The organism is Wenzhouxiangella sp. XN24, from assembly GCF_011064545.1.
Lineage (GTDB): Bacteria > Pseudomonadota > Gammaproteobacteria > Steroidobacterales > XN24 > XN24.
In genome coordinates, this window is record NZ_JAAMFG010000035.1 from 41,401 (window position 1) to 60,192 (window position 18,792).

The 18,792-nt window shown below is 68.5% G+C and carries 20 protein-coding genes; 15 read left to right on the forward strand and 5 right to left on the reverse strand.

The genetic code is table 11. The annotated features are described in order from the left end of the window. Positions 1-83: 83 nt before the first annotated feature. Complete coding sequence (locus G6032_RS11170) at positions 84-824, forward strand: FAD-binding oxidoreductase (RefSeq protein WP_165282239.1); 741 nt, start codon at positions 84-86, stop codon at positions 822-824. A gap of 40 nt (positions 825-864) precedes the next feature. Here G6032_RS11170 and ettA read toward each other — a convergent pair whose 3' ends face one another. Continuing rightward, positions 865-2,529, reverse strand: a complete 1,665-nt coding sequence (gene ettA, locus G6032_RS11175; protein WP_165282240.1) for an energy-dependent translational throttle protein EttA — start codon at positions 2,527-2,529, stop codon at positions 865-867. 139 nt (positions 2,530-2,668) lie between these two features. On the opposite strand from ettA, the gene G6032_RS11180 reads away from it, so the two are divergent. The 13 genes from G6032_RS11180 (at position 2,669) to G6032_RS11240 (ending at position 13,883) form a co-directional block, all read left to right on the forward strand. Then, positions 2,669-3,640 (forward strand): acetoin utilization protein AcuC, encoded by a 972-nt coding sequence (locus G6032_RS11180; protein ID WP_346763807.1) that lies wholly within the window; start codon positions 2,669-2,671, stop codon positions 3,638-3,640. A gap of 67 nt (positions 3,641-3,707) precedes the next feature. Next, positions 3,708-4,961 (forward strand): serine hydroxymethyltransferase, encoded by a 1,254-nt coding sequence (gene glyA, locus G6032_RS11185; RefSeq protein WP_165282242.1) that lies wholly within the window; start codon positions 3,708-3,710, stop codon positions 4,959-4,961. Positions 4,962-4,997: 36 nt separating this feature from the next. After that, positions 4,998-5,501 (forward strand): transcriptional regulator NrdR, encoded by a 504-nt coding sequence (nrdR, locus tag G6032_RS11190; RefSeq protein WP_165282243.1) that lies wholly within the window; start codon positions 4,998-5,000, stop codon positions 5,499-5,501. Next, complete coding sequence (ribD, locus tag G6032_RS11195) at positions 5,498-6,610, forward strand: bifunctional diaminohydroxyphosphoribosylaminopyrimidine deaminase/5-amino-6-(5-phosphoribosylamino)uracil reductase RibD (protein ID WP_346763808.1); 1,113 nt, start codon at positions 5,498-5,500, stop codon at positions 6,608-6,610. The genes nrdR and ribD overlap by 4 nt, the downstream gene beginning before the upstream one ends. 27 nt (positions 6,611-6,637) lie before the next feature. Then, complete coding sequence (locus tag G6032_RS11200) at positions 6,638-7,282, forward strand: riboflavin synthase (protein ID WP_165282244.1); 645 nt, start codon at positions 6,638-6,640, stop codon at positions 7,280-7,282. After that, entirely contained in the window at positions 7,266-8,411 is a 1,146-nt protein-coding gene (gene ribB, locus G6032_RS11205; RefSeq protein WP_276611018.1) for a 3,4-dihydroxy-2-butanone-4-phosphate synthase, read from the forward strand. Before G6032_RS11200 ends, ribB begins: the two co-directional genes overlap by 17 nt. A 26-nt stretch (positions 8,412-8,437) precedes the next feature. Beyond that, positions 8,438-8,914 carry a 6,7-dimethyl-8-ribityllumazine synthase gene (ribE, locus tag G6032_RS11210; protein ID WP_165282245.1) on the forward strand — a complete coding sequence of 159 codons (477 nt, stop codon included), beginning with the start codon at positions 8,438-8,440 and terminating at the stop codon, positions 8,912-8,914. Between the two features lie 3 nt (positions 8,915-8,917). Further along, a complete protein-coding gene (gene nusB, locus G6032_RS11215; RefSeq protein ID WP_165282246.1) occupies positions 8,918-9,370 on the forward strand; it encodes a transcription antitermination factor NusB in 453 nt (150 codons plus the stop codon). 34 nt (positions 9,371-9,404) lie between these two features. Next, the gene (locus G6032_RS11220; RefSeq protein WP_165282247.1) at positions 9,405-9,959 is read left to right on the forward strand and encodes a DUF2889 domain-containing protein; all 555 of its coding nucleotides are present in this window, start codon (positions 9,405-9,407) and stop codon (positions 9,957-9,959) included. Next, complete coding sequence (gene thiL / locus G6032_RS11225) at positions 9,956-10,909, forward strand: thiamine-phosphate kinase (RefSeq protein ID WP_165282248.1); 954 nt, start codon at positions 9,956-9,958, stop codon at positions 10,907-10,909. The genes G6032_RS11220 and thiL overlap by 4 nt, the downstream gene beginning before the upstream one ends. Beyond that, positions 10,906-11,385: a phosphatidylglycerophosphatase A gene (locus G6032_RS11230; RefSeq protein ID WP_165282249.1), complete on the forward strand. Its 480-nt coding sequence runs from the start codon at positions 10,906-10,908 to the stop codon at positions 11,383-11,385. The genes thiL and G6032_RS11230 overlap by 4 nt, the downstream gene beginning before the upstream one ends. Continuing rightward, positions 11,382-12,698 carry a serine/threonine-protein kinase gene (locus G6032_RS11235; protein WP_165282250.1) on the forward strand — a complete coding sequence of 439 codons (1,317 nt, stop codon included), beginning with the start codon at positions 11,382-11,384 and terminating at the stop codon, positions 12,696-12,698. The genes G6032_RS11230 and G6032_RS11235 overlap by 4 nt, the downstream gene beginning before the upstream one ends. A 699-nt stretch (positions 12,699-13,397) precedes the next feature. Beyond that, positions 13,398-13,883 carry a hotdog fold domain-containing protein gene (locus G6032_RS11240; RefSeq protein WP_165282251.1) on the forward strand — a complete coding sequence of 162 codons (486 nt, stop codon included), beginning with the start codon at positions 13,398-13,400 and terminating at the stop codon, positions 13,881-13,883. 74 nt (positions 13,884-13,957) lie between these two features. Here G6032_RS11240 and folE2 read toward each other — a convergent pair whose 3' ends face one another. From folE2 to G6032_RS11260, 4 genes are all read right to left on the reverse strand, one after another. After that, the gene (gene folE2, locus G6032_RS11245) at positions 13,958-14,794 is read right to left on the reverse strand and encodes a GTP cyclohydrolase FolE2 (RefSeq protein ID WP_165282252.1); all 837 of its coding nucleotides are present in this window, start codon (positions 14,792-14,794) and stop codon (positions 13,958-13,960) included. A 143-nt stretch (positions 14,795-14,937) separates the two neighbouring features. Beyond that, positions 14,938-16,827, reverse strand: a complete 1,890-nt coding sequence (gene dxs, locus G6032_RS11250; protein WP_165282253.1) for a 1-deoxy-D-xylulose-5-phosphate synthase — start codon at positions 16,825-16,827, stop codon at positions 14,938-14,940. Positions 16,828-16,954: 127 nt separating this feature from the next. Beyond that, positions 16,955-17,845, reverse strand: a complete 891-nt coding sequence (locus G6032_RS11255; RefSeq protein WP_346763809.1) for a farnesyl diphosphate synthase — start codon at positions 17,843-17,845, stop codon at positions 16,955-16,957. Then, a complete protein-coding gene (locus G6032_RS11260; protein ID WP_165282254.1) occupies positions 17,842-18,123 on the reverse strand; it encodes an exodeoxyribonuclease VII small subunit in 282 nt (93 codons plus the stop codon). Before G6032_RS11260 ends, G6032_RS11255 begins: the two co-directional genes overlap by 4 nt. A 244-nt stretch (positions 18,124-18,367) precedes the next feature. On the opposite strand from G6032_RS11260, the gene G6032_RS11265 reads away from it, so the two are divergent. Continuing rightward, the gene (locus G6032_RS11265) at positions 18,368-18,790 is read left to right on the forward strand and encodes a rubrerythrin family protein (protein WP_165282255.1); all 423 of its coding nucleotides are present in this window, start codon (positions 18,368-18,370) and stop codon (positions 18,788-18,790) included. Positions 18,791-18,792: the final 2 nt, after the last annotated feature.

Here is an 18,792-nt window from a genome sequence, read left to right on the forward strand (position 1 = left end):
GGCCGGAACTATAGCAACTGCGGAGCGGATTGGCGCCTTCGGCACTTGTGTTCGCGCGTACTTACGTGGAAGATTCGCCGCCCATGGCTATCGAAAAATTCCCCGTCCGCTTCGCCTGGCGCCGCATGGCGACCCCGCATGTCATGCACCTGGCGTTTCGCCGCAGCGACGAAACGCCGCTCGATTTCGTCCCGGGCCAGTTCCTCAACCTGCATTTCGACACGGCCACCGGCAGCACGCATCGCAGCTACAGCATCGCCAATCCGCCCGACGCGGACGGCCTGCTGGAGATCGCCATGTCTCCCGTCGCGGGTGGCCTGGCGACCGATGTGCTCGGCACGCTCGAGCCCGGCCAGGAACTGCTGGCGAGCGGTCCCTTCGGGCGCTTCGTGCTGCGGGAAGAGCCGCCCTGCCGCTACCTGCTGGTCGGCACCGGCACCGGCATCACGCCGTACCGCTCGATGTTGCCGCTGATCCGGGAACGCCTGGGTGAAGGTTGCCGTTTCCATGTCGCGTTGGGCGTGTGGCGCCGCGAGGAGCTGCTGTTCGGCGATGATTTCCTGCGCGTCGCCGAGGACAGCCCCGGTTTCGAGTTCACGGCCTGCTACAGCCGCGAGTTCCCGGAGCAGCCGGAAGCCTGGGAGCATGCGGGCTACGTGCAGACCCTGTTCAGCAGCTTGGAACTCGATCCGGCTGCCGACACCGTCTACCTTTGCGGCAATCCGGGGATGATCGACGAGTCGGTCGAGATCCTGAAAGCCATGGATTTCACGCTCAAGCAGCTGCGCCGGGAGAAATACGTCTCCGCCCGCCCGGCGGCCTGAGCGACGCGCCCCCGGGCCGCCGCCGCGCTCTCATGCGCTCTCAGATGATCTTCTTGTAGCGCAGCCGGTGCGGCTGCGCCGCTTCCTCGCCCTTGCGCCGCTTCAGGTCGGCCTCGTACTCCGCGTAATTGCCCTCGAAGAACACGACCTCGCTGTTACCCTCGAAGGCCAGCATGTGCGTCGCGATGCGATCGAGGAACCAGCGGTCATGGGAAATCACGACCACGCTGCCGGGGAATTCCAGCAAGGCTTCCTCGAGCGCGCGCAGCGTCTCCACGTCGAGATCATTGGTCGGCTCGTCGAGCAGCAGCAGGTTGCCGCCGGCGCGCAGCACCTTGGCGAGGTGCACGCGGTTGCGCTCGCCGCCCGACAGGTTGCCGATCTTCTGCTGCTGGTCGGGGCCCTTGAAATTGAAGCGTCCCACGTAGGCGCGTGACGGGGTCTCGTAGCTGCCGACGCGGATGATGTCCTGGCCGTCGGAAATCTCCTCCCAGACGGTCTTGTCCGGGTCCAGCGAGTCACGGCTCTGGTCCACGTAGGCGAGTTCCACCGTCGGCCCGCGCTTGATCTCGCCGCCGTCGGGCTGTTCGTCGCCGATGATCATGCGAAACAGCGTGGTCTTGCCGGCGCCGTTCGGCCCGATCACGCCGACGATGGCGCCCTTGGGCAGCTCGAAGGAGAGATCGTCGAACAGCAGGCGGTCGCCGAAACCCTTCTTCAGCGCGCGCGCCTCGATGACCTGGTCGCCGAGGCGGGGGCCCGGCGGGATGTAGATCTCGTTAGTCTCGTTACGCTGCTGGTAGTCGCGCGACGACAGTTCCTCGAATCGCGCCATGCGGGCCTTGCTCTTGGCCCGGCGGCCCTTGGGGTTGGTCCGCACCCATTCCAGTTCCTGCTTCATGGCCTTGACGCGCGCAGCCTCGCCCTTGGCTTCCTGCTCCAGGCGCGCCTCTTTCTGTTCCAGCCACGAGGAATAGTTGCCTTTCCACGGGATCCCGTGGCCGCGGTCGAGCTCCAGGATCCAGCCGGCGACGTTGTCGAGGAAATACCGGTCATGGGTCACGGCGATCACCGTGCCGGAGTAGTCGTGCAGGAAATGCTCCAGCCAGGCCACCGACTCGGCGTCCAGGTGATTGGTGGGCTCGTCCAGCAACAGCATGTCCGGACGCGACAACAGCAGGCGGCACAGTGCGACCCGGCGCCGCTCGCCGCCGGACAGGCGCGTGACGTCGGCGTCCCACGGCGGCAGGCGCAGCGCGTCGGCGGCGATTTCCATGGTGCGTTCCGCCGAGTGGCCGCCGGCGGCCTGCAGCAGGTTCTCCAGCTCGGCCTGCTCCTTGGCCAGCGCATCGAAATCGGCATCCGGCTCGGCATAGGCGGCATAGATCTCGTCCAGCCGGGACTGCGCACCCTTCACGTCGCCCAGCGCGTCCTCGACGTTGCCCCGCACGTCCTTGGCGGGATCGAGCTGCGGCTCCTGCTCGAGATAACCGATGCGGATTCCGGGCTGCGGACGCGCTTCGCCCTCGAACTCCTGGTCCTTGCCCGCCATGATGCGCAGCAGGGTGGACTTGCCCGAGCCGTTCAGGCCGAGCACGCCGATCTTCGCGCCGGGATAAAAAGACAGGGAAATGTCGCGCAGGATGAACCGCTTGGGCGGGACGATCTTGGCGACGCGGTTCATCGTGTAGATGTACTGCGCCATGAGGTCTCGTTCTGGAAGTTGTTGCCGGGCGCGGCATTATGCGGCACGCGGGCCGCTGCGGGAAATCTGCCCCGCGGGCGTGTCAACTTGCGCGCGGCTGGTTTATCCTCGCGGCACGGCCATTGATCACGGAGTGCCGGTGTTTCTGAAGCGCAAGAACAAGGGCGAGTTGCGGGTGCTGGCGGGGGAGTCGATCGCCGAATACGGCTTCGGCGACGGGCATCCCTTCGGGCGTGACCGCCACGAGGTCTTCTTGCGCAGCCTGCGGGAGCGGGATCTCGAGAACCGCGTCTGGATCGAGGATCCGGAGCGCCCCGCCACCCGGGCGGAGCTCGAGCTGTTTCACACCACGCGGCACGTGCGCTTCATCGAGCGCATGTCGATCGAGGGAATCGGCTTCCTGGACGAAGGCGATACCCCCGCGTTCCCGGGCGTCTACCACACCGCTGCGAACGTCGTCGGCGCCACGCTGCACGCCGGCGAACTGCTGGCCACCGGCGAGGCCCGCCGGGTGTTCATCCCCATCGCCGGCCTGCACCATGCGGCGCGTGACAAGACCTCGGGTTTCTGCGTGTTCAACGATATCGGCGTGCTGGTCGAGAACCTGCGCAAGCGCCACGGGATCCAGCGGATCGCCTACGTGGACATCGATGCGCACCACGGCGACGGCGTCTATTACGGTTTCGCCTCGGACCCGGACCTGGTGTTCGTCGACATCCACGAGGACGGACGCTTCCTGTTCCCCGGCACCGGTCACCGGGAGGAAGTCGGCATCGGGCCGGCGGAGGGGCGCAAGCTCAATATCCCGCTGCATCCGGGCGCCGGGGACGAGGAGTTCAACGCGGCCTGGGAAGAGTGCGAGGCTTTTCTCGCGGCGGCCCGCCCCGAGTTCTACATCCTGGCGGCCGGGGCGGACAGCCTGGCCGGCGATCCGCTCACGCACCTGCAATACAGCGAGGGCGCCCACGGCCGGGCGGCCCGGGCCGTCTGCCGGCTCGCCGACGACCATGCACAGGGCCGCGTGCTGGCGCTCGGGGCCGGCGGCTACAACCGCCGCAACGTCGCCGCGGCCTGGAGCCGCGTGGTCGCGGAGTTCGCCGACAGCCTTTAGTCGCGGCCCGAGGCGGTGATGGGGTTAAAATGGCTTTTTGGCCGTCTACGCCCGGAGTGCCCCGCCGATGTTCAGCCCCGACATGAAAATCTCAGGATTCGACGACGAACTTTTCGCCGCGCTCGAGGCCGAGCGCCGCCGCCAGGAGGAGCATGTCGAGCTCATCGCGTCGGAGAACTACGCCAGCCCGCGCGTCCTCGAGGCCCAGGGCTCGGTGCTGACCAACAAGTACGCCGAGGGCTATTCCGGGAAACGCTATTACGGCGGCTGCGAATTCGTGGACCAGGCGGAGGATCTCGCGGTGGCGCGCGCGAAGGAGTTGTTCGGCGCGGACTATGCCAACGTGCAGCCGCATTCCGGCTCGCAGGCCAACGTGGCGGCCTTCATGGCCATGATCGATCCGGGTGACACGATCCTCGGCATGAGCCTGGCGGACGGAGGGCACCTGACCCACGGCGCCAAGGTCAATTTCTCGGGGCGGGTTTATCACGCCATCCAATACGGCCTGACCGCGGACGGCAGCGAGATCGACTACGACCAGGTCGCCGCGCTGGCGCAGGAGCACAAGCCGAAGCTCATCATTGCCGGGTTCTCCGCCTACTCGCGCGTCGTGGATTGGGCGCGTTTCCGCGAGATCGCCGATTCCGTGGGCGCCTATCTCATGGCCGACATGGCGCATGTCGCGGGCCTGGTCGCCGCGGGCGTGTATCCGAGCCCGGTGCCCTATGCCGACGTCGTCACCTCGACGACCCACAAGACCCTGCGCGGGCCGCGTGGCGGCATCATCCTGGCGAAGCGCAACGAGGCGCTCGAAAAGAAGCTGAACTCGCTGGTCTTCCCGGGGACCCAGGGCGGCCCCCTGATGCACGTCATCGCGGCCAAGGCGGTGGCGTTCAAGGAGGCGCTGCAACCCGAGTTCAAGGCCTACCAGGAGCAGGTCGTCGCCAATGCCCGCGCCATGGCGGAGACGTTGATGACCCGCGGCTACCGCATCGTGTCCGGCGGCACCGACAACCACCTGTTCCTGGTGGACCTGGTGGACAAGGACATCACCGGCAAGGATGCGGATGCGGCGCTCGGACGGGCTAACATCACGGTCAACAAGAACGCCGTGCCGAACGATCCGCGTTCGCCCTTCGTCACCAGCGGACTGCGCATGGGCACCCCCGCCGTGACCACGCGCGGCTTCGGCGCGGCCGATTGCCGCGTCCTGGCCGGATGGATCGCCGACGTGCTCGACAATATCCACGACGAGCGCGTCATCGAGCGGGTGCGCAAGCAGGTGCTCGCACTCTGCGCACGCTTTCCCGTCTACCGCTGAGTCGGCCGGCAGGGCCGCGCCGCGCCCGGAGGCAAGATGCACTGTCCCTTCTGTCGCCACGAGGAGACCAAGGTCATCGACTCGCGCCTCGCGGGCGACGGCCTGCAGATCCGTCGGCGGCGCCAGTGTCTCGGCTGCGACGAACGCTTCACGACCTTCGAGACCGCGGAACTCGTCCTGCCGCGCCTGGTGAAGCGCGACGACCGGCGCGAACCCTTCGACGAGGCCAAGTTGCGGGCCGGCGTGATGCGTGCGCTGGAAAAGCGCCCGGTGGCGGCCGAGGACGTCGAGGCAGCCATTTCGCGCATCCTGCAGCGGCTCCTGGCGACCGGCGAACGCGAACTGCCCTCGAGTTTTCTCGGGCAGCTGGTGATGGACGAACTGCGCCAGCTCGACGAGGTGGCCTACGTGCGCTTCGCCTCGGTCTATCGCAGCTTCCAGGACATCGAGGAATTTCGCCAGGAGATCGAGCGCCTGCGTGATGCCGCACCCGTGGGCCGCGAGCAGATGTCGTTGTTGCCGCGGGAGCGCAGCAAGTGAGCGGTCCGGCCGCCGCAACGGCGGTCGATCGACGCTGGATGGCGCGTGCGCTCGAACTGGCGCGGGACGGCCTGTACAGCGCCGCACCCAACCCGCGCGTGGGTTGTGTCATCGCCTCGGGCGACACCCTGCTCGGCGAAGGCCGCCATCTGCGGACCGGCGGCCCGCACGCCGAGGTCGCGGCGCTCGCGGCGGCCGGCACGCGTGCGCGGGGCGCCACCGCCTACCTCGGGCTGGAACCCTGCAGCCACCACGGGCGCACGCCGCCCTGCGCCGAGGCGTTGATCGCCGCGGGCGTCGCGCGGGTGGTCGCGGCGCTCCAGGACCCGAACCCGCGCGTCGCGGGACAGGGTTTCGCCGCCCTCCGGGCCGCCGGGATCGAGGTCGAGAGCGGGCTGATGGCCGAGGAGGCGACGGCGCTCAATGCGGGCTTCATCAGCCGCATGACGCGCGGGCGTCCGCGGGTGACCCTGAAGCTCGGCGCGAGCCTGGACGGCCGCACGGCCATGGCCTCCGGCGAGAGTCGCTGGATCACGGGTGGCGAGGCCCGCGCGGACGTGCAGCGCTGGCGCGGCGAGAGCTGCGCGATCGTCACCGGGATCGGCACGGTGCTGGCCGACGACCCGCGCCTCGACCTGCGTCTTCCCGATACGCTCACGCACGGACGCCAGCCGCTTCGCGTGGTGCTCGACGGCGACCTGCGCATCGATCCGCAGGCCCGGATCCTGGCGCCGCCGGGCCATGCGCTGGTCTGCACGACGCGCACCGAGGGAGCGCGCGCCGACGAATTGCGCACGGCCGGCGCCGAAGTGACGGCGCTGCCGCTGAAACCCGGCGGGCTCGATCTCGAGGCGCTGCTGGCCGCCCTGGCGGCGCGCGAATGCAACGAGGTGCTGGTCGAGGCCGGCCCTGCGCTGGCCGGCGCCTTCGTCGCGGCGGGGCTCGTGGATCGCCTGGTCGTCTATCTCGCGCCCGTCCTGATGGGCGCCGGTGCACGGGGCATGTTCGCGCTGCCGGGCCTGACGAGGATGGCGGAGCGGTTACAATGGCGTTTTATCGACGTCACGCCGTGCGGCGAGGATCTGCGGATCGTCGCGGTTCCGGCGTGACGTGACCCTTGGGCAGGAGTCCGGACCATGTTCACCGGCATCATCGAGGCCGTCGGCCGAGTCAGCGCGCTGGAACCGCGCGGCGGCGACCTGCGCCTGTCGATCGACTGCGGCGCCCTCGACCTCGCGGCGACGGCCATCGGCGACAGCATTGCCGTGAACGGCTGCTGCCTGACGGCCGTCGAGGTGTCCGGCTCGACGTTTTCGGCCGACGTTTCGCGCGAAAGCCTCTCCCTGACCACCCTCGGCGCGCTGGAGCGGGGCAGCCCGGTCAATCTCGAGCGAGCGCTGACATTGTCCAAGCCGCTCGGCGGGCATCTCGTCACGGGTCATGTGGACGGGATCGGCCGCATCGAGAGCCGGGTGGACGACGGTCGCTCGGTACGCTTCGTCTGCCGCGTGCCGGACGAGCTGGCGCGTTACCTGGCCCGCAAGGGCTCGATCTGCATCGACGGGGTCAGTCTCACGGTCAATGGAGTCGAGGGTTCGACTTTCAGCGTGAACATCGTGCCCCATACGCTCGAAGCCACGGGCTTCGGCGGCTATCGCAGCGGTTCCCGGGTCAATCTCGAAGTGGATATCGTCGCGCGTTACCTGGAACGGCTCGTCGGTGAACCCGGCGGACTGACCCGCGCGCGGCTGGAGGATTACGGTTTTGTCAAAGGTCACTGAACTCAAAGACGAGGGATTCCGCCTCGATGCGATCGAGGACGTGCTGGCCGACCTGCGGGCCGGGCGGATGGTGATCGTCCTCGACGACGAGGATCGCGAGAACGAGGGCGACCTTCTCATGGCCGCCTCGATGGTGCGGGCGGAGGACATCAACTTCATGGCGCGCTACGGCCGCGGGCTGATCTGCCTGACGCTCACCCCGGCGCGCTGCGAGCAGCTGCGCCTGCCGCTGATGGTCAGCGGCACCGACCGGGCGCGGAGCACGAATTTCACCCTGTCGATCGAGGCCGCCGAGGGCGTCACCACGGGGATTTCCGCGCATGACCGCGCTCACACCATCCGTACCGCGGTGGCGCCCGGCGCGCGCCCCGAGGATCTGCGCCAGCCGGGACATATTTTCCCGCTCATGGGCCAGCCCGGTGGTGTGCTCACGCGCGCGGGGCACACGGAGGCGGGGTGCGACCTCGCGCGGCTGGCCGGCCTCGAGCCCGCCGCGGTGATCGTCGAGATTCTCAACGAGGACGGCACCATGGCGCGCCGCCCGGACCTCGTGTCCTTCGCCCGCGGCCACGGCCTGCGGATGTGCACCATCGCGCAGCTCATCCGCTACCGGCTGGAGAAAGAGGAATCGGTCGAGCTGATTTCCGAGGACCTGGTGGAAACCGAGTTCGGCACCTTCCGGCTGGTGTGCTTCGAGGATCATGTTCACCAGGACGTGCACCTGGCGCTGATTCGCGGGGAGATCGGACCCTCGTCCGTGCCGCTGGTGCGCGTGCAGCTGACGGACACGCTGCGCGACCTCGTCGGCGTGCAGGCGCCACAACTGGGCTGGCCGCTGCGCAGCGCGATGGAGCGTATCGCGCGGGAGGAGGCGGGCATCGTCGTACTGCTGCGGCGCCACGAGCTGCCCCGCGAGCTGGTGGATTCCGTGGCGCTGTTGTCGGGCCGCCCCCTCGCGCCGGGCGATCACCGTGACGGCCAGGAGTCGCGCGTGCTGCGCACCTACGGCATCGGCGCGCAGATCCTCAGGAACCTCGGCGTGCGGCGGATGCGCGTCCTCTCCGCGCCGAAACAGATGTACGGCCTCTCGGGCTTCGGGCTCGAGGTCGTCGACTACGTGAACCAGTAGACGGTCGCCGGGAGGCACAGAGTTTCATGGACAAGCTGAGAACGATCGAGGGCGACCTGTCGGCGCGCGACCTGCGCATCGCCATCGTCGCGGCACGGTTCAACGAGTTCATCGTCGACAGCCTGGTGCGCGGCGCGGTGGATGCGCTGCTGCGCCATGGCGCCAGCCAGAAGGACATCACCCTCGTGCGCGTGCCCGGCGCGTGGGAGATGCCCTGGGCGGTGAAGAAGCTGGCGGGCAGCCGGCGCTACGACGCGATCATCGCGCTCGGCGCAGTGATCCGCGGCGCGACGCCGCATTTCGATTTCGTCGCCGGAGAATGCGCCAAGGGCGTGGCCCAGGCCGGGCTCGCGGGCGATGTGCCCGTGGCCTTCGGCGTGCTGACCACCGATTCCATCGAACAGGCGCTCGAGCGCGCCGGCACCAAGGCCGGCAACAAGGGTGCGGACGCCGCGATGTCCGCGATCGAGATGGTGCGCCTGTTGCCGCAGCTCGAGTCCTGAGCCGTGACCGAAACCCCCCATCGTCGCCCGCGGCGTGGCCGCAGCGCCTCGCGCGAACTCGCGCTCCAGGCACTTTACCAGTGGCAGTTGGGTGGGCAGCGGGGCCAGGACGTCCTGCTCGAGTTCCTGGCCGAGCGCATGACGCCGGCCGCCGACACGGAGTTCTTCAAGGAGCTCGTGATGCAGGTCACGGAGCGCAGCGCGGAACTCGACGCGGTCCTGGGGGAGTTCTCGGACCGGCCGACCGCGCAGCTCGACCCGGTGGAGCACGGCGTGCTCCTCATCGGGCTTTACGAGCTGGCCCACCGCGTGGAAATCCCGTGGCGCGTCGTCATCAACGAGGCTGTCGATCTCTGCCGGCGTTATGGCGGCAGTGACAGCCATCGCTTCGTCAATGCCTTGCTGGACCGGGCTGCGCGCCGCTATCGCGCGCTCGAGACCGGTGCCGCGGGCTGAGCCGAGTGAACCCGAACCGGGAGGAGGCCGGCGCATGCCGTTGAGCGAGCCCGCAGCACGCGAACCGATCCATCATCGCGAGATCCATTGCCGGGGTTTCCGGCGCGCGGACGGCCTGTGGGATATCGAGGGCCGGATGACCGATACCAAGGATTACGGCTTCGACAGCCGCTACCGTGGCCGCGTCGAAGCCGGCATGCCGGTGCACGACATGAAGATGCGCGTGACGCTCGACGAGCAGCTGGTGATCCGCGATATCGAGGTCGCCTCGGATGCGAACCCCTTTCCCAATTGTGCGGAGATCGAACCGGCCTATCGAAACCTGGTCGGCACCGCGTTGCGCCCGGGCTGGACCAAGCTGGTGATGAAAGAGCTGGGCGGCGTGGCCGGCTGCACGCACCTGACACGCCTGGCGCAGGAGCTGGCGGTGGTCGCGCTGCAGACCATCATGCCGCTGCGCAGCCGCGACGAGGCCGTCACCGAAGGGGCGCAAAGCAAGCCGGGGCATCTCGACGGCTGCCACGCGCTGGCCACGGACGGGCCGATCGTGCGCGAGATTGCGCCCCGGTGGTACCGGGGCGAGACGTGAGCCGGGGCGAATTCGACCTCATCGCACGGCTCGTGGCCGCGGTCCCGATCCGGCGCCGCGACGTCCTGGCCGGGCCGGGAGACGACGCCGCGTTGCTGCGCCCGCCGCCGGATTGCGATCTCGTGCAGACCATCGACACCTGCCTGGAAGGCGTGCATTTCCCGGTCGGCATGCCGCCGGCGGACGTCGGCTGGCGGAGTCTCGCCGTGAACCTCTCCGACCTGGCGGCCATGGGCGCGATGCCCGCCTGGGGCCTCTTGTCGCTGGCCATGCCGCGGGCGGACGACGCCTGGCTCGATGAGTTCGCGCGCGGCGTGGGCGAGCTGGCGCAGGCGTTCGGCCTGGACCTGGTGGGCGGGGATACGGTGCGCGGGCCGCTGGCCGTCAGCTTTGCACTCACCGGCTTCGTGCCGTCGGGCGAGGCGCTGCGGCGCCGCGGCGCGGCGCCCGGGGACGGCATCTGGGTCACGGGCGCACTCGGCGGCGGCGCGGCCGGGCTGGCGGCCTGGCAGCGGGGGGAGGCCGACGCGGCGGCGGCATTCCTGAGGCCGCAGCCTCGCCTTCTCGAAGGCGCCGCGCTGCGCGGCATCGCCAGCGCCGCCATCGACGTCTCCGACGGGCTCGCCCAGGATCTCGGCCATGTGCTGGAGTCGAGCGGCGTCGGCGCGGTGCTCGATCTCGAGGATATCCCGATAGCGGCGGCGGCCGCTGCGCATGGCGCATCCACCGGCGAGGCCATGGCATTGCGCGGCGGCGACGACTACGAGCTGTGTTTCACCGTGCCGCCGTCGCGCGACGAAGAGCTGCAACGCGTCGCGACCGCGTGGCCGGTGGCACCGTCGCGCATCGGCGTGATCACGGCCGGGCCGGGCCTCGAGTGCTGCCGGGACGGGCGGGCCGTGCAGGTGCCGGGCGCCGGCTGGGACCATTTCGGCGCCACCGCGTCATGAAGCTCTCGCCGCGCCTGCTGCTGGACCCGGTGCATTTCTTCGCACTCGGCTTCGGCACGGGACTCGTCCCCCGCGGCCCCGGCACGGCGGGCACCCTGGTGGGTGTCCTGCTCGATCCCTTGCTGCGGCCCCTGGGACTGGAAATCCGGATCGGGATCGTCGTGCTGATGTTTCTCATCGGCATCTGGCTGTGCGGCGAGAGTGCCCGCCGCCTGGGGGTTCACGATCATCCCGGGATCGTCTGGGACGAGATCGTCGGCTACCTGGCGCTGATGCTCGTGGTGCCGGCCGGCTGGCCCTGGGCGCTCGCGGGCTTCGTGGTTTTCCGCTATTTCGATATCGCCAAGCCGTGGCCGATTCGCCAACTGGATCACGGCTTGAAGGGCGGCTTCGGCATTATGGTGGACGACATCATGGCGGCGGTCTGGGGCGCACTGGTGCTGCTCGCGATCATGTTCGTCTTGGGGATTCAATGAGCGCTGAAGAAAACGATCTTGCCGCCGCGCCCGCAGGCCGTGGAAAAATGCCCTCGAAGATCGGCAAATACAGCATCATCCGCGAAGTCGGACGGGGCAGCTCCGGAACGGTGTACCTGTCGCACGACCCCTTCTACGGGCGGGACGTCGCCATCAAGCTCTACAAGGAGCCCAGCGGCGAAGACGAGGCGGAGCTGCAGGTCGCGCGCAAGATGTTCTTCAACGAGGCGCAGATGGTCGGCCGCCTCCAGCACCCGAACATTCTCCCCATCTACGACGCAGGCGAGGAGGACGGCCGCTACTACGTCGTGATGGAGCACGTGCACGGCGCGCGGACGCTGTCCGCCTATTGCCGGCCCGACAACCTGCTGCCGATCGAGGAAGTCGTCCGGGTCATCTTCAACACCGTGCGGGCGATGCACTACGCCCACACCCGCGGTGTCGTGCATCGCGACATCAAGCCCAGCAACATCATGCTGACCATGGCCAACGAAGTGCGCGTGATCGATTTCGGCATCGCCGTGTGCGTCGATACCGAGGTCTCCGTCATTCGCGGGGTCGCCGGCTCGCCGAGCTACATGTCGCCGGAGCAGATCAAGGCCGAAGAGATCGGGCCGCGCTCGGATCTCTACGCGCTCGGTGCGGTGGCCTACGAACTCCTCACCGGCCGCCGCCCGTTCAAGGCCTCCAACCTGGCCAAGCTGCTGCACCAGATCGTCTTCGCCACGCCGCACCCGATCCACAAGCTGCGTCCCGAGGTGCCCGAGGAGCTGGAAGAGGTCGTGTGGCGCGCGATGCGCAAGAAGCCGGAGGACCGCTACAGCAACGGCCTGGAGTTCGCGGCGGCGCTGACCCGCATCCACCAGACGCTGCGCAATACGCGCGATGCCCTCGATGAACGCGAGCGTGTCGCGATCCTGCGCGGGCTGCGCTTTTTCCACGACTTCTCGCACACCGAGATCCGCGAGCTGCTCAAGGCCGCGGAGTGGCGCGAGTATGCCCCCCTGCAGGACATCGTGCGCCAGGGCGAGATGGACGATCGTTTCTACATCATCGTGCGCGGCGACGTGGCCGTCGAAGTGGACGGCAAGCAGCTGGGACAGCTCTCTCCGGGCGACTGTTTCGGCGAGAGCAGCGTGGTGCCCAATGCACGTCGCCAGGCGACCATCCGGGCGCTCGAGCCGGTCACGTTGCTGCAGGTGAGTTCGACCCTGCTGGAGACGCTCTCCGCGGCGTGCCAGCTGCGCTTCAACCGGATGTTCCTGCAGACGTTGATCCAGCGGTTGCAGGGGCATGGGCACCCGAACGCCTGACCCCGCCCGACCGGTCGACCGCGGTCCGGCACCGCATGAGGGCCGCCGGGCTCGGCGAAATCTTTAGCTCCCCCGGCGGCCCTCACGCGTCGCCGGCCCGCTGCGGCTCGGCTGATCGACCGCGGTCCGGCGCCGGTTAGCCGTTCGACCGCGATCCGGCACCGCATGAGGGCCCCCGGGCTCGGCGAAGTCTTTAGCTCGCCCGGTGGCCCTCACGCGTCACCGGCCCGCTGCGGTGCAGCTGTTCGACCGCGGTCCGGCGGTTCGCTGGTGGACCGCGGTCCGGCGCCACGCGAAGGCCGCCGGGCTCGGCGAAATCTTTAGCTCCCCGGGCGGCCTTCACGCGTCGCCGGCCCGCTGCGGTGCAAGTGGTGGGCGGCGCTTCGACCGGTAGCGTTGCGAGGGCGGGTGGCCGACGGCGTTCCTCTCGTTATCCGGGCAGCGGGTGGGGGGTGTCATAGGCCGGCCGAGCGAGTTTTTCCTTGTTTGAGCGCAGGCCGGCCTATGGCGCCGCGCGCCCGCGGTCGATCAGTACCAGCTGAGCCTGCGGTCGGCTTCCGGCCGTTGTGCGCCCGCGGTCGATCAGCAGCCGATGGCCTCGCCGTGGATCAGCAGCCGTGGCGCTTGCGGTCGAGTGACGCCCGGCGCGATTCTCGGGCATGATTCCGCATCGATCCGGGCGGCCGAAGGGGCAGCGACATGGCGAGCGAAGTGCAGGCGATGCGTCTCTGGCGGCGGCTCGGGGGCAGCGGGCTCGGGCGGTGGGCGTTCACGCGGATCGTCTGCCTGAAGGCGCCGTATTTCGCTTCGATCGCGCCGCGGCTCGTGCGCCTGGAGCCGGGGCATTGCGAGGCCTGGCTCAGGCAGCGGCGGCGGGTGCAGAATCACATCGGCACGGTACACGCGATCGCGCTGTGCAATCTGGCGGAGTTGTGCGCCGGGCTCGTGACCGATGTCAGCATCCCGCGCGACATGCGCTGGATCCCGCAGGACATGACGGTCCGTTACCTGCGCAAGGCGACAGGGCGGATCACGGCGGTGGCTAAGCCCGCGACGCCGCTGGTGACGGCGACGGAACCCTATGCCGCGACCATCCACGTGACGCTCGAGGACGAGGCGGGCGAGACGGTCGCCGACGCGGATATCCACATGTGGCTGAGCCCCCGCCCGCGCAAGGCGGGCTGAGCGCGGCTTTACGGGGGCCGGCGCTCCGAGTTCCGTGCGGAGCCTGCGGTTGGAGGCTTGGGCAGAATTCGCGCCTAGCGCGGCAGCGGGCCGTCCACGTCCTTGTCGCGCGAGATCATGGCGTAGGCCGAGTGGTTGTGGATGGACTCGAAGTTCTCCGACTCCACCGTGTAGGCGCGAATGCGGTCGTCGGCGTTCAGGCGCACGGCGATGTCGCGCACGAGGTCCTCGACGAACTTGGGATTGTCGTAGGCGCGCTCGGTGACCCACTTTTCGTCGGGCCGCTTGAGAATGCCGAACAGCTCGCAGGAAGCCTCCTGCTCGGCCAGTTCGATCAGTTCCTCGAGCCACACGAAGCCGTCCACCTTGACCGCGATCGTCACGTGGGAACGCTGGTTGTGGGCGCCGTAGTCGGAGATCTTCTTCGAGCACGGGCACAGGCTGGTGACCGGCACGACGACCTTGGCCCAGATGATGCTCTCGTTGCCCCTGCGTTCGCCGATCAGGCTCGCCTTGTAGTCCAGCAGGCTCTGCACGCCGGAGACCGGGGCGGCCTTGTTGACGAAGTACGGGAAGGTCATCTCGATGTGGCCGGACTCGGCGTCAAGCCGCTCCGTGAGTTCGGTCATGATATCGCGGAAGGACTTCACCGAGATCTCGCGTTCGTGGTTGTTGAGGATCTCCACGAAGCGGGACATGTGGGTGCCCTTGAAATTGTGCGGCAGGTCCACGTACATGTTGAAGTTGGCCACGGTGTGCTGCTCGCCACCGGCCCGTTCCTGGATGCGTACCGGGTGATATATGTCCTTGATGCCCACCTTGTTGATGGGAATCTGGCGCAGGTCGGCGCTCCCCTGGACGTCCGCTATCGGATCGATGCTGATGGTTCCGGCCTCACTGATATCTTTCATATTCGCTTCCCCGGTTGGGCATTCTGTCCAAGCTCATGCCCGGCTTGACCGGGCTCGCGTGCCCCCGGTGACGTGTCTCGTGACGGGCGGCTGACCCCTCATTTCGGCGCAGCCCGCGCGCAGGATTCAATGGTGTCGGAGTTTCAGGCTTCCCCGACGGTCCGAAGTTCCGGGCGCCGGCGCCAGGCGCGTACTTTTTCGAGTATCGACGCCGCGTCCAGGCCCGCGGCGACGAGGCACTCATCACGCGAGCCGTGCTCGATGAAGTGATCGCCGATCCCGATATTGAGGACGGGGACGACGCTGCGGTGCGCGGCCAGGCACTCGCCCACGGCACTGCCCGCTCCGCCCATGACGGCATTGTCCTCGAGGGTGACCAGCGCGTCGTGGCTGTCCGCCATCGCCAGCACCATTTCCTCGTCGAGGGGCTTGACGAAGCGCATGTTCACGACGGTAGCGTCGAGCTCTTCGGCCACCTGTTCCGCCACGGGCACCATGGCGCCGAAGGCGAGAAATGCCAGGCGGCGTCCACGACGACGCAGCTCGGCCTTGCCCAGCGGCAGCGCGCGCATGGCCGTCTCGATGGGCGCGCCCGGGCCGTGGCCCCGCGGGTAGCGCACGGCGCTTGGGCCGTCCAGGGTGATCCCGGTGTACAACATCTGCCGGCACTCGTTTTCGTCGGCCGGCGCCATCACCACCATGTTGGGAATGCAGCGCAGGAACGAAAGATCGTAGGCGCCGTGATGCGTGGGGCCGTCGTTGCCGACGAGGCCGCCGCGGTCGAGCGCGAACACCACCGGCAGGTTCTGCAGCGCGACGTCGTGGATCAGCTGGTCGTAGGCCCGCTGCAGGAAGCTGGAATAAATGGCGACCACCGGGCGCACGCCCTCGCAGGCGAGCCCTGCACCGAGCGTCACGGCGTGCTGTTCGCAGATGCCGACGTCGAAATAGCGCTCCGGGAAACGCCGCGAGTACTCGACCATGCCCGAGCCTTCGCGCATCGCCGGGGTGATGCCGACGACCCGTTCGTCCGCCTCCGCCATGTCGCACAGCCAGTCGCCGAAGATCGCCGAATAGGTTTTCCCCTTGGACGGCGCCTTGTGGATGACCCCGCGCTCCGGGTCGAAGGGGCCGGGGCCGTGCCAGGCGATCGGGTCGGCTTCGGCCGGCGCATAGCCCTTGCCCTTGCGGGTCACGACGTGCAGGAACTGCGGTCCGGGCAGATCGCGCACGTTGCGCAGGGTCTTCAGGAGCACGTCGACGTCGTGTCCGTCCACCGGGCCGATGTAGTTCATGCCCAGCTCCTCGAACAGCGTGCCGGGCAACACCATGCCCTTGACGTGTTCCTCGGAGCGCCGGGCGAGTTCCCACACCGTGGGCATGCGCCTGATGAGCTTCTTGCTGCCCTCGCGGATCTGCGAATAGAGCTTGCCGGACAGGACGCGCGCGAGGTAATGGGACATCGCGCCGACGTTCTCGGAGATCGACATGTCGTTGTCGTTGAGGATCACCAGCAGGTCGACATCCAGGCTGCCCGCATGGCACAGGGCCTCGTAGGCCTGCCCGGCCGTCAGCGCGCCGTCGCCGATGATCGCCACGACGCGGCGCCGCTCGCCCCGTTGCTTGGCGGCGATGGCCATGCCCAGGGCGGCGCTGACCGAAGTGCTGGAGTGGCCGACCCCGAAGGTGTCGTAAGGGCTCTCGAAGCGCGTCGGGAAAGGCGCGAGGCCGCCCAGCTGGCGGATGCTCGCAAGGCGGTCCCGGCGTCCGGTCAGGATCTTGTGCGGGTAGGCCTGGTGGCCGACGTCCCAGACGAGCCGGTCTTCCGGCGTGTCGAACACGAAATGCAGCACGGTGGCGAGTTCGACGGTGCCGAGGTTGGCCGCAAAATGGCCGCCCGTCCTGGCCATGGTCTCGACGAGGTAGGCGCGCAGCTCTTCCGTGACCGGCCCGAGCGCGTCTTCCGGCAACGCCCTGAGGTCGGCCGGGCCCTGGATTTGCGACAGCAGGGGAAATCTCTCTTCGAGACCCATATTCACTTCACGTTCTGTCGGCCGGCGCGAGGTCGAAGCACCTGATTATCCGCCAGATGCCGGGTCCTGTCCAAGGCGCGCCGCACGGCGTATCCACACGTCGGCCGGCGAGGGGCGCGACCGGGCGTCAATGGCGACGTTCGGTCAGCCAGCCCGACAGCCAGCGCAGGGCTTCGGCTTCGGCACCGAAGACCGCCAGCGCCTCCAGCGCCTCGTCGTGCAGTTCCCGCAGCCGCGCCTTCGCCTCCGGCAGTCCGACGATGCTCGGGTAGTTCGGCTTGGCGCGTGCCGCGTCGGCCTGGGTGCGCTTGCCGAGCACGTCCGCGTCGCCCTCCACGTCGAGAATATCGTCCTGGATCTGGAAGGCGAGGCCGATGGCGGCGCCGTAGGTGTCGAGTGCGGCGGTGAACGACGCGTCGAGCCCGTCGGCGCTGGCGGCCGCCATCATCACGCTGGCGTGGATCAGCGCGCCGGTCTTCAGCCGGTGCATCCGTTCCAGCGCGGCGATCGGCAATGTCTGTCCGGCCGCCTCGAGGTCCACGGCCTGTCCGCCGGCCATGCCCGCGGTGCCCGAGGCGCGCGCCAGGAGGCGGATGATCTCGAGCCGTTGCGCGGGATTTCGCACCATTTCCGGATCGACGGCGAGGATTTCCAGCGCGAGGACCTGCAGCGCATCGCCGACGAGGATCGCCGTGGCTTCGTCGTAGGCGCGGTGACAGGTGGGGCGGCCGCGCCGGAGGTCGTCGTCGTCCATCGCCGGCAGGTCGTCGTGGACCAGCGAGTAGGCATGGATCAGTTCCACCGCGGCTGCCGGTCCATCGAGTCGCGTTTCCGGCAGCCCGAGCGCGGCGCCGGTGAAGTAGACCAGCGCGGGGCGCACGCGCTTGCCGCCGCCGAGCACCGCGTAGCGCATCGCCTCGTGGAGGCGACGCGGCTCGGCGGAGGCCACGGGGAGCCAGCGCTCGAGGCAGCGTTCCACGCGGACGCCGGAGGCGGCGAGCCGTTCCTCGGGCTTCACTGTTCGGGCTCGAACGGCTGCAGTTCCCCGTCGACGGTATTGCGGGAGAGGATTTCCACTTTCTGTTCCGCGGCCCGCAGCGCCGACTGGCAGCGGCGCGTCAGGGCCACGCCGCGCTCGAAGGCGGCGAGCGACGCCTCCAGGGGTTGGTCGCCGCCTTCCAGCTCGCCCACGAGCTGCTCCAGCGCGGCCAGCGCCTGCTCGAAATCGAGTGTTTCCACCTCTTCCGGTTCCACCTCTTCCGGAACGGCAGGCGCTGCGGATTTTCCTTTGGGCATCGGGACACGCTGGGTCTGGGTTGATGGTCGCTACGATACCGGCGCGGCCTTCGCGGAATCAATCCGTAGCGCAGTTCTCGCGCATGCGGCGACCCTGCAATTGTTGACAGGCGCAGGGCGCCGCCGTAACCTTCCGACGGTGATTTAGACTAAGTCTAAATTGAGTCCAGATCGCATTTGCGGTCGCGCAAGCTTGATCCAGGCCGCGCGCCAGGCAAGAAACCCATTCAGGAGGATACGATCCATGTCTAATCTCAAGGGCAGCAACACCGAGAACAACCTCAAGGAGGCTTTCGCGGGCGAATCGCAGGCCAACCGCCGTTACCTGTACTTCGCGTCCAAGGCCGACGTCGAGGGTTACAACGATGTCGCGACCGTGTTCCGGTCCACGGCCGAAGGCGAAACCGGCCATGCCCACGGGCACCTGGAGTACCTCGAAGCGGTCGGCGATCCGGCCACCGGCCTGCCGATCGGCGGCACGTCCGACAACCTGAAGGCCGCGATCGCGGGCGAGACCCACGAGTACACCGACATGTACCCGGGCATGGCCAAGACGGCCCGCGACGAGGGCTTCGACGAAATCGCGGACTGGTTCGAGACGCTGGCGAAGGCCGAGCGCAGCCATGCCAACCGGTTCCAGAAGGCGCTGGACAACCTCGACGCCTGATC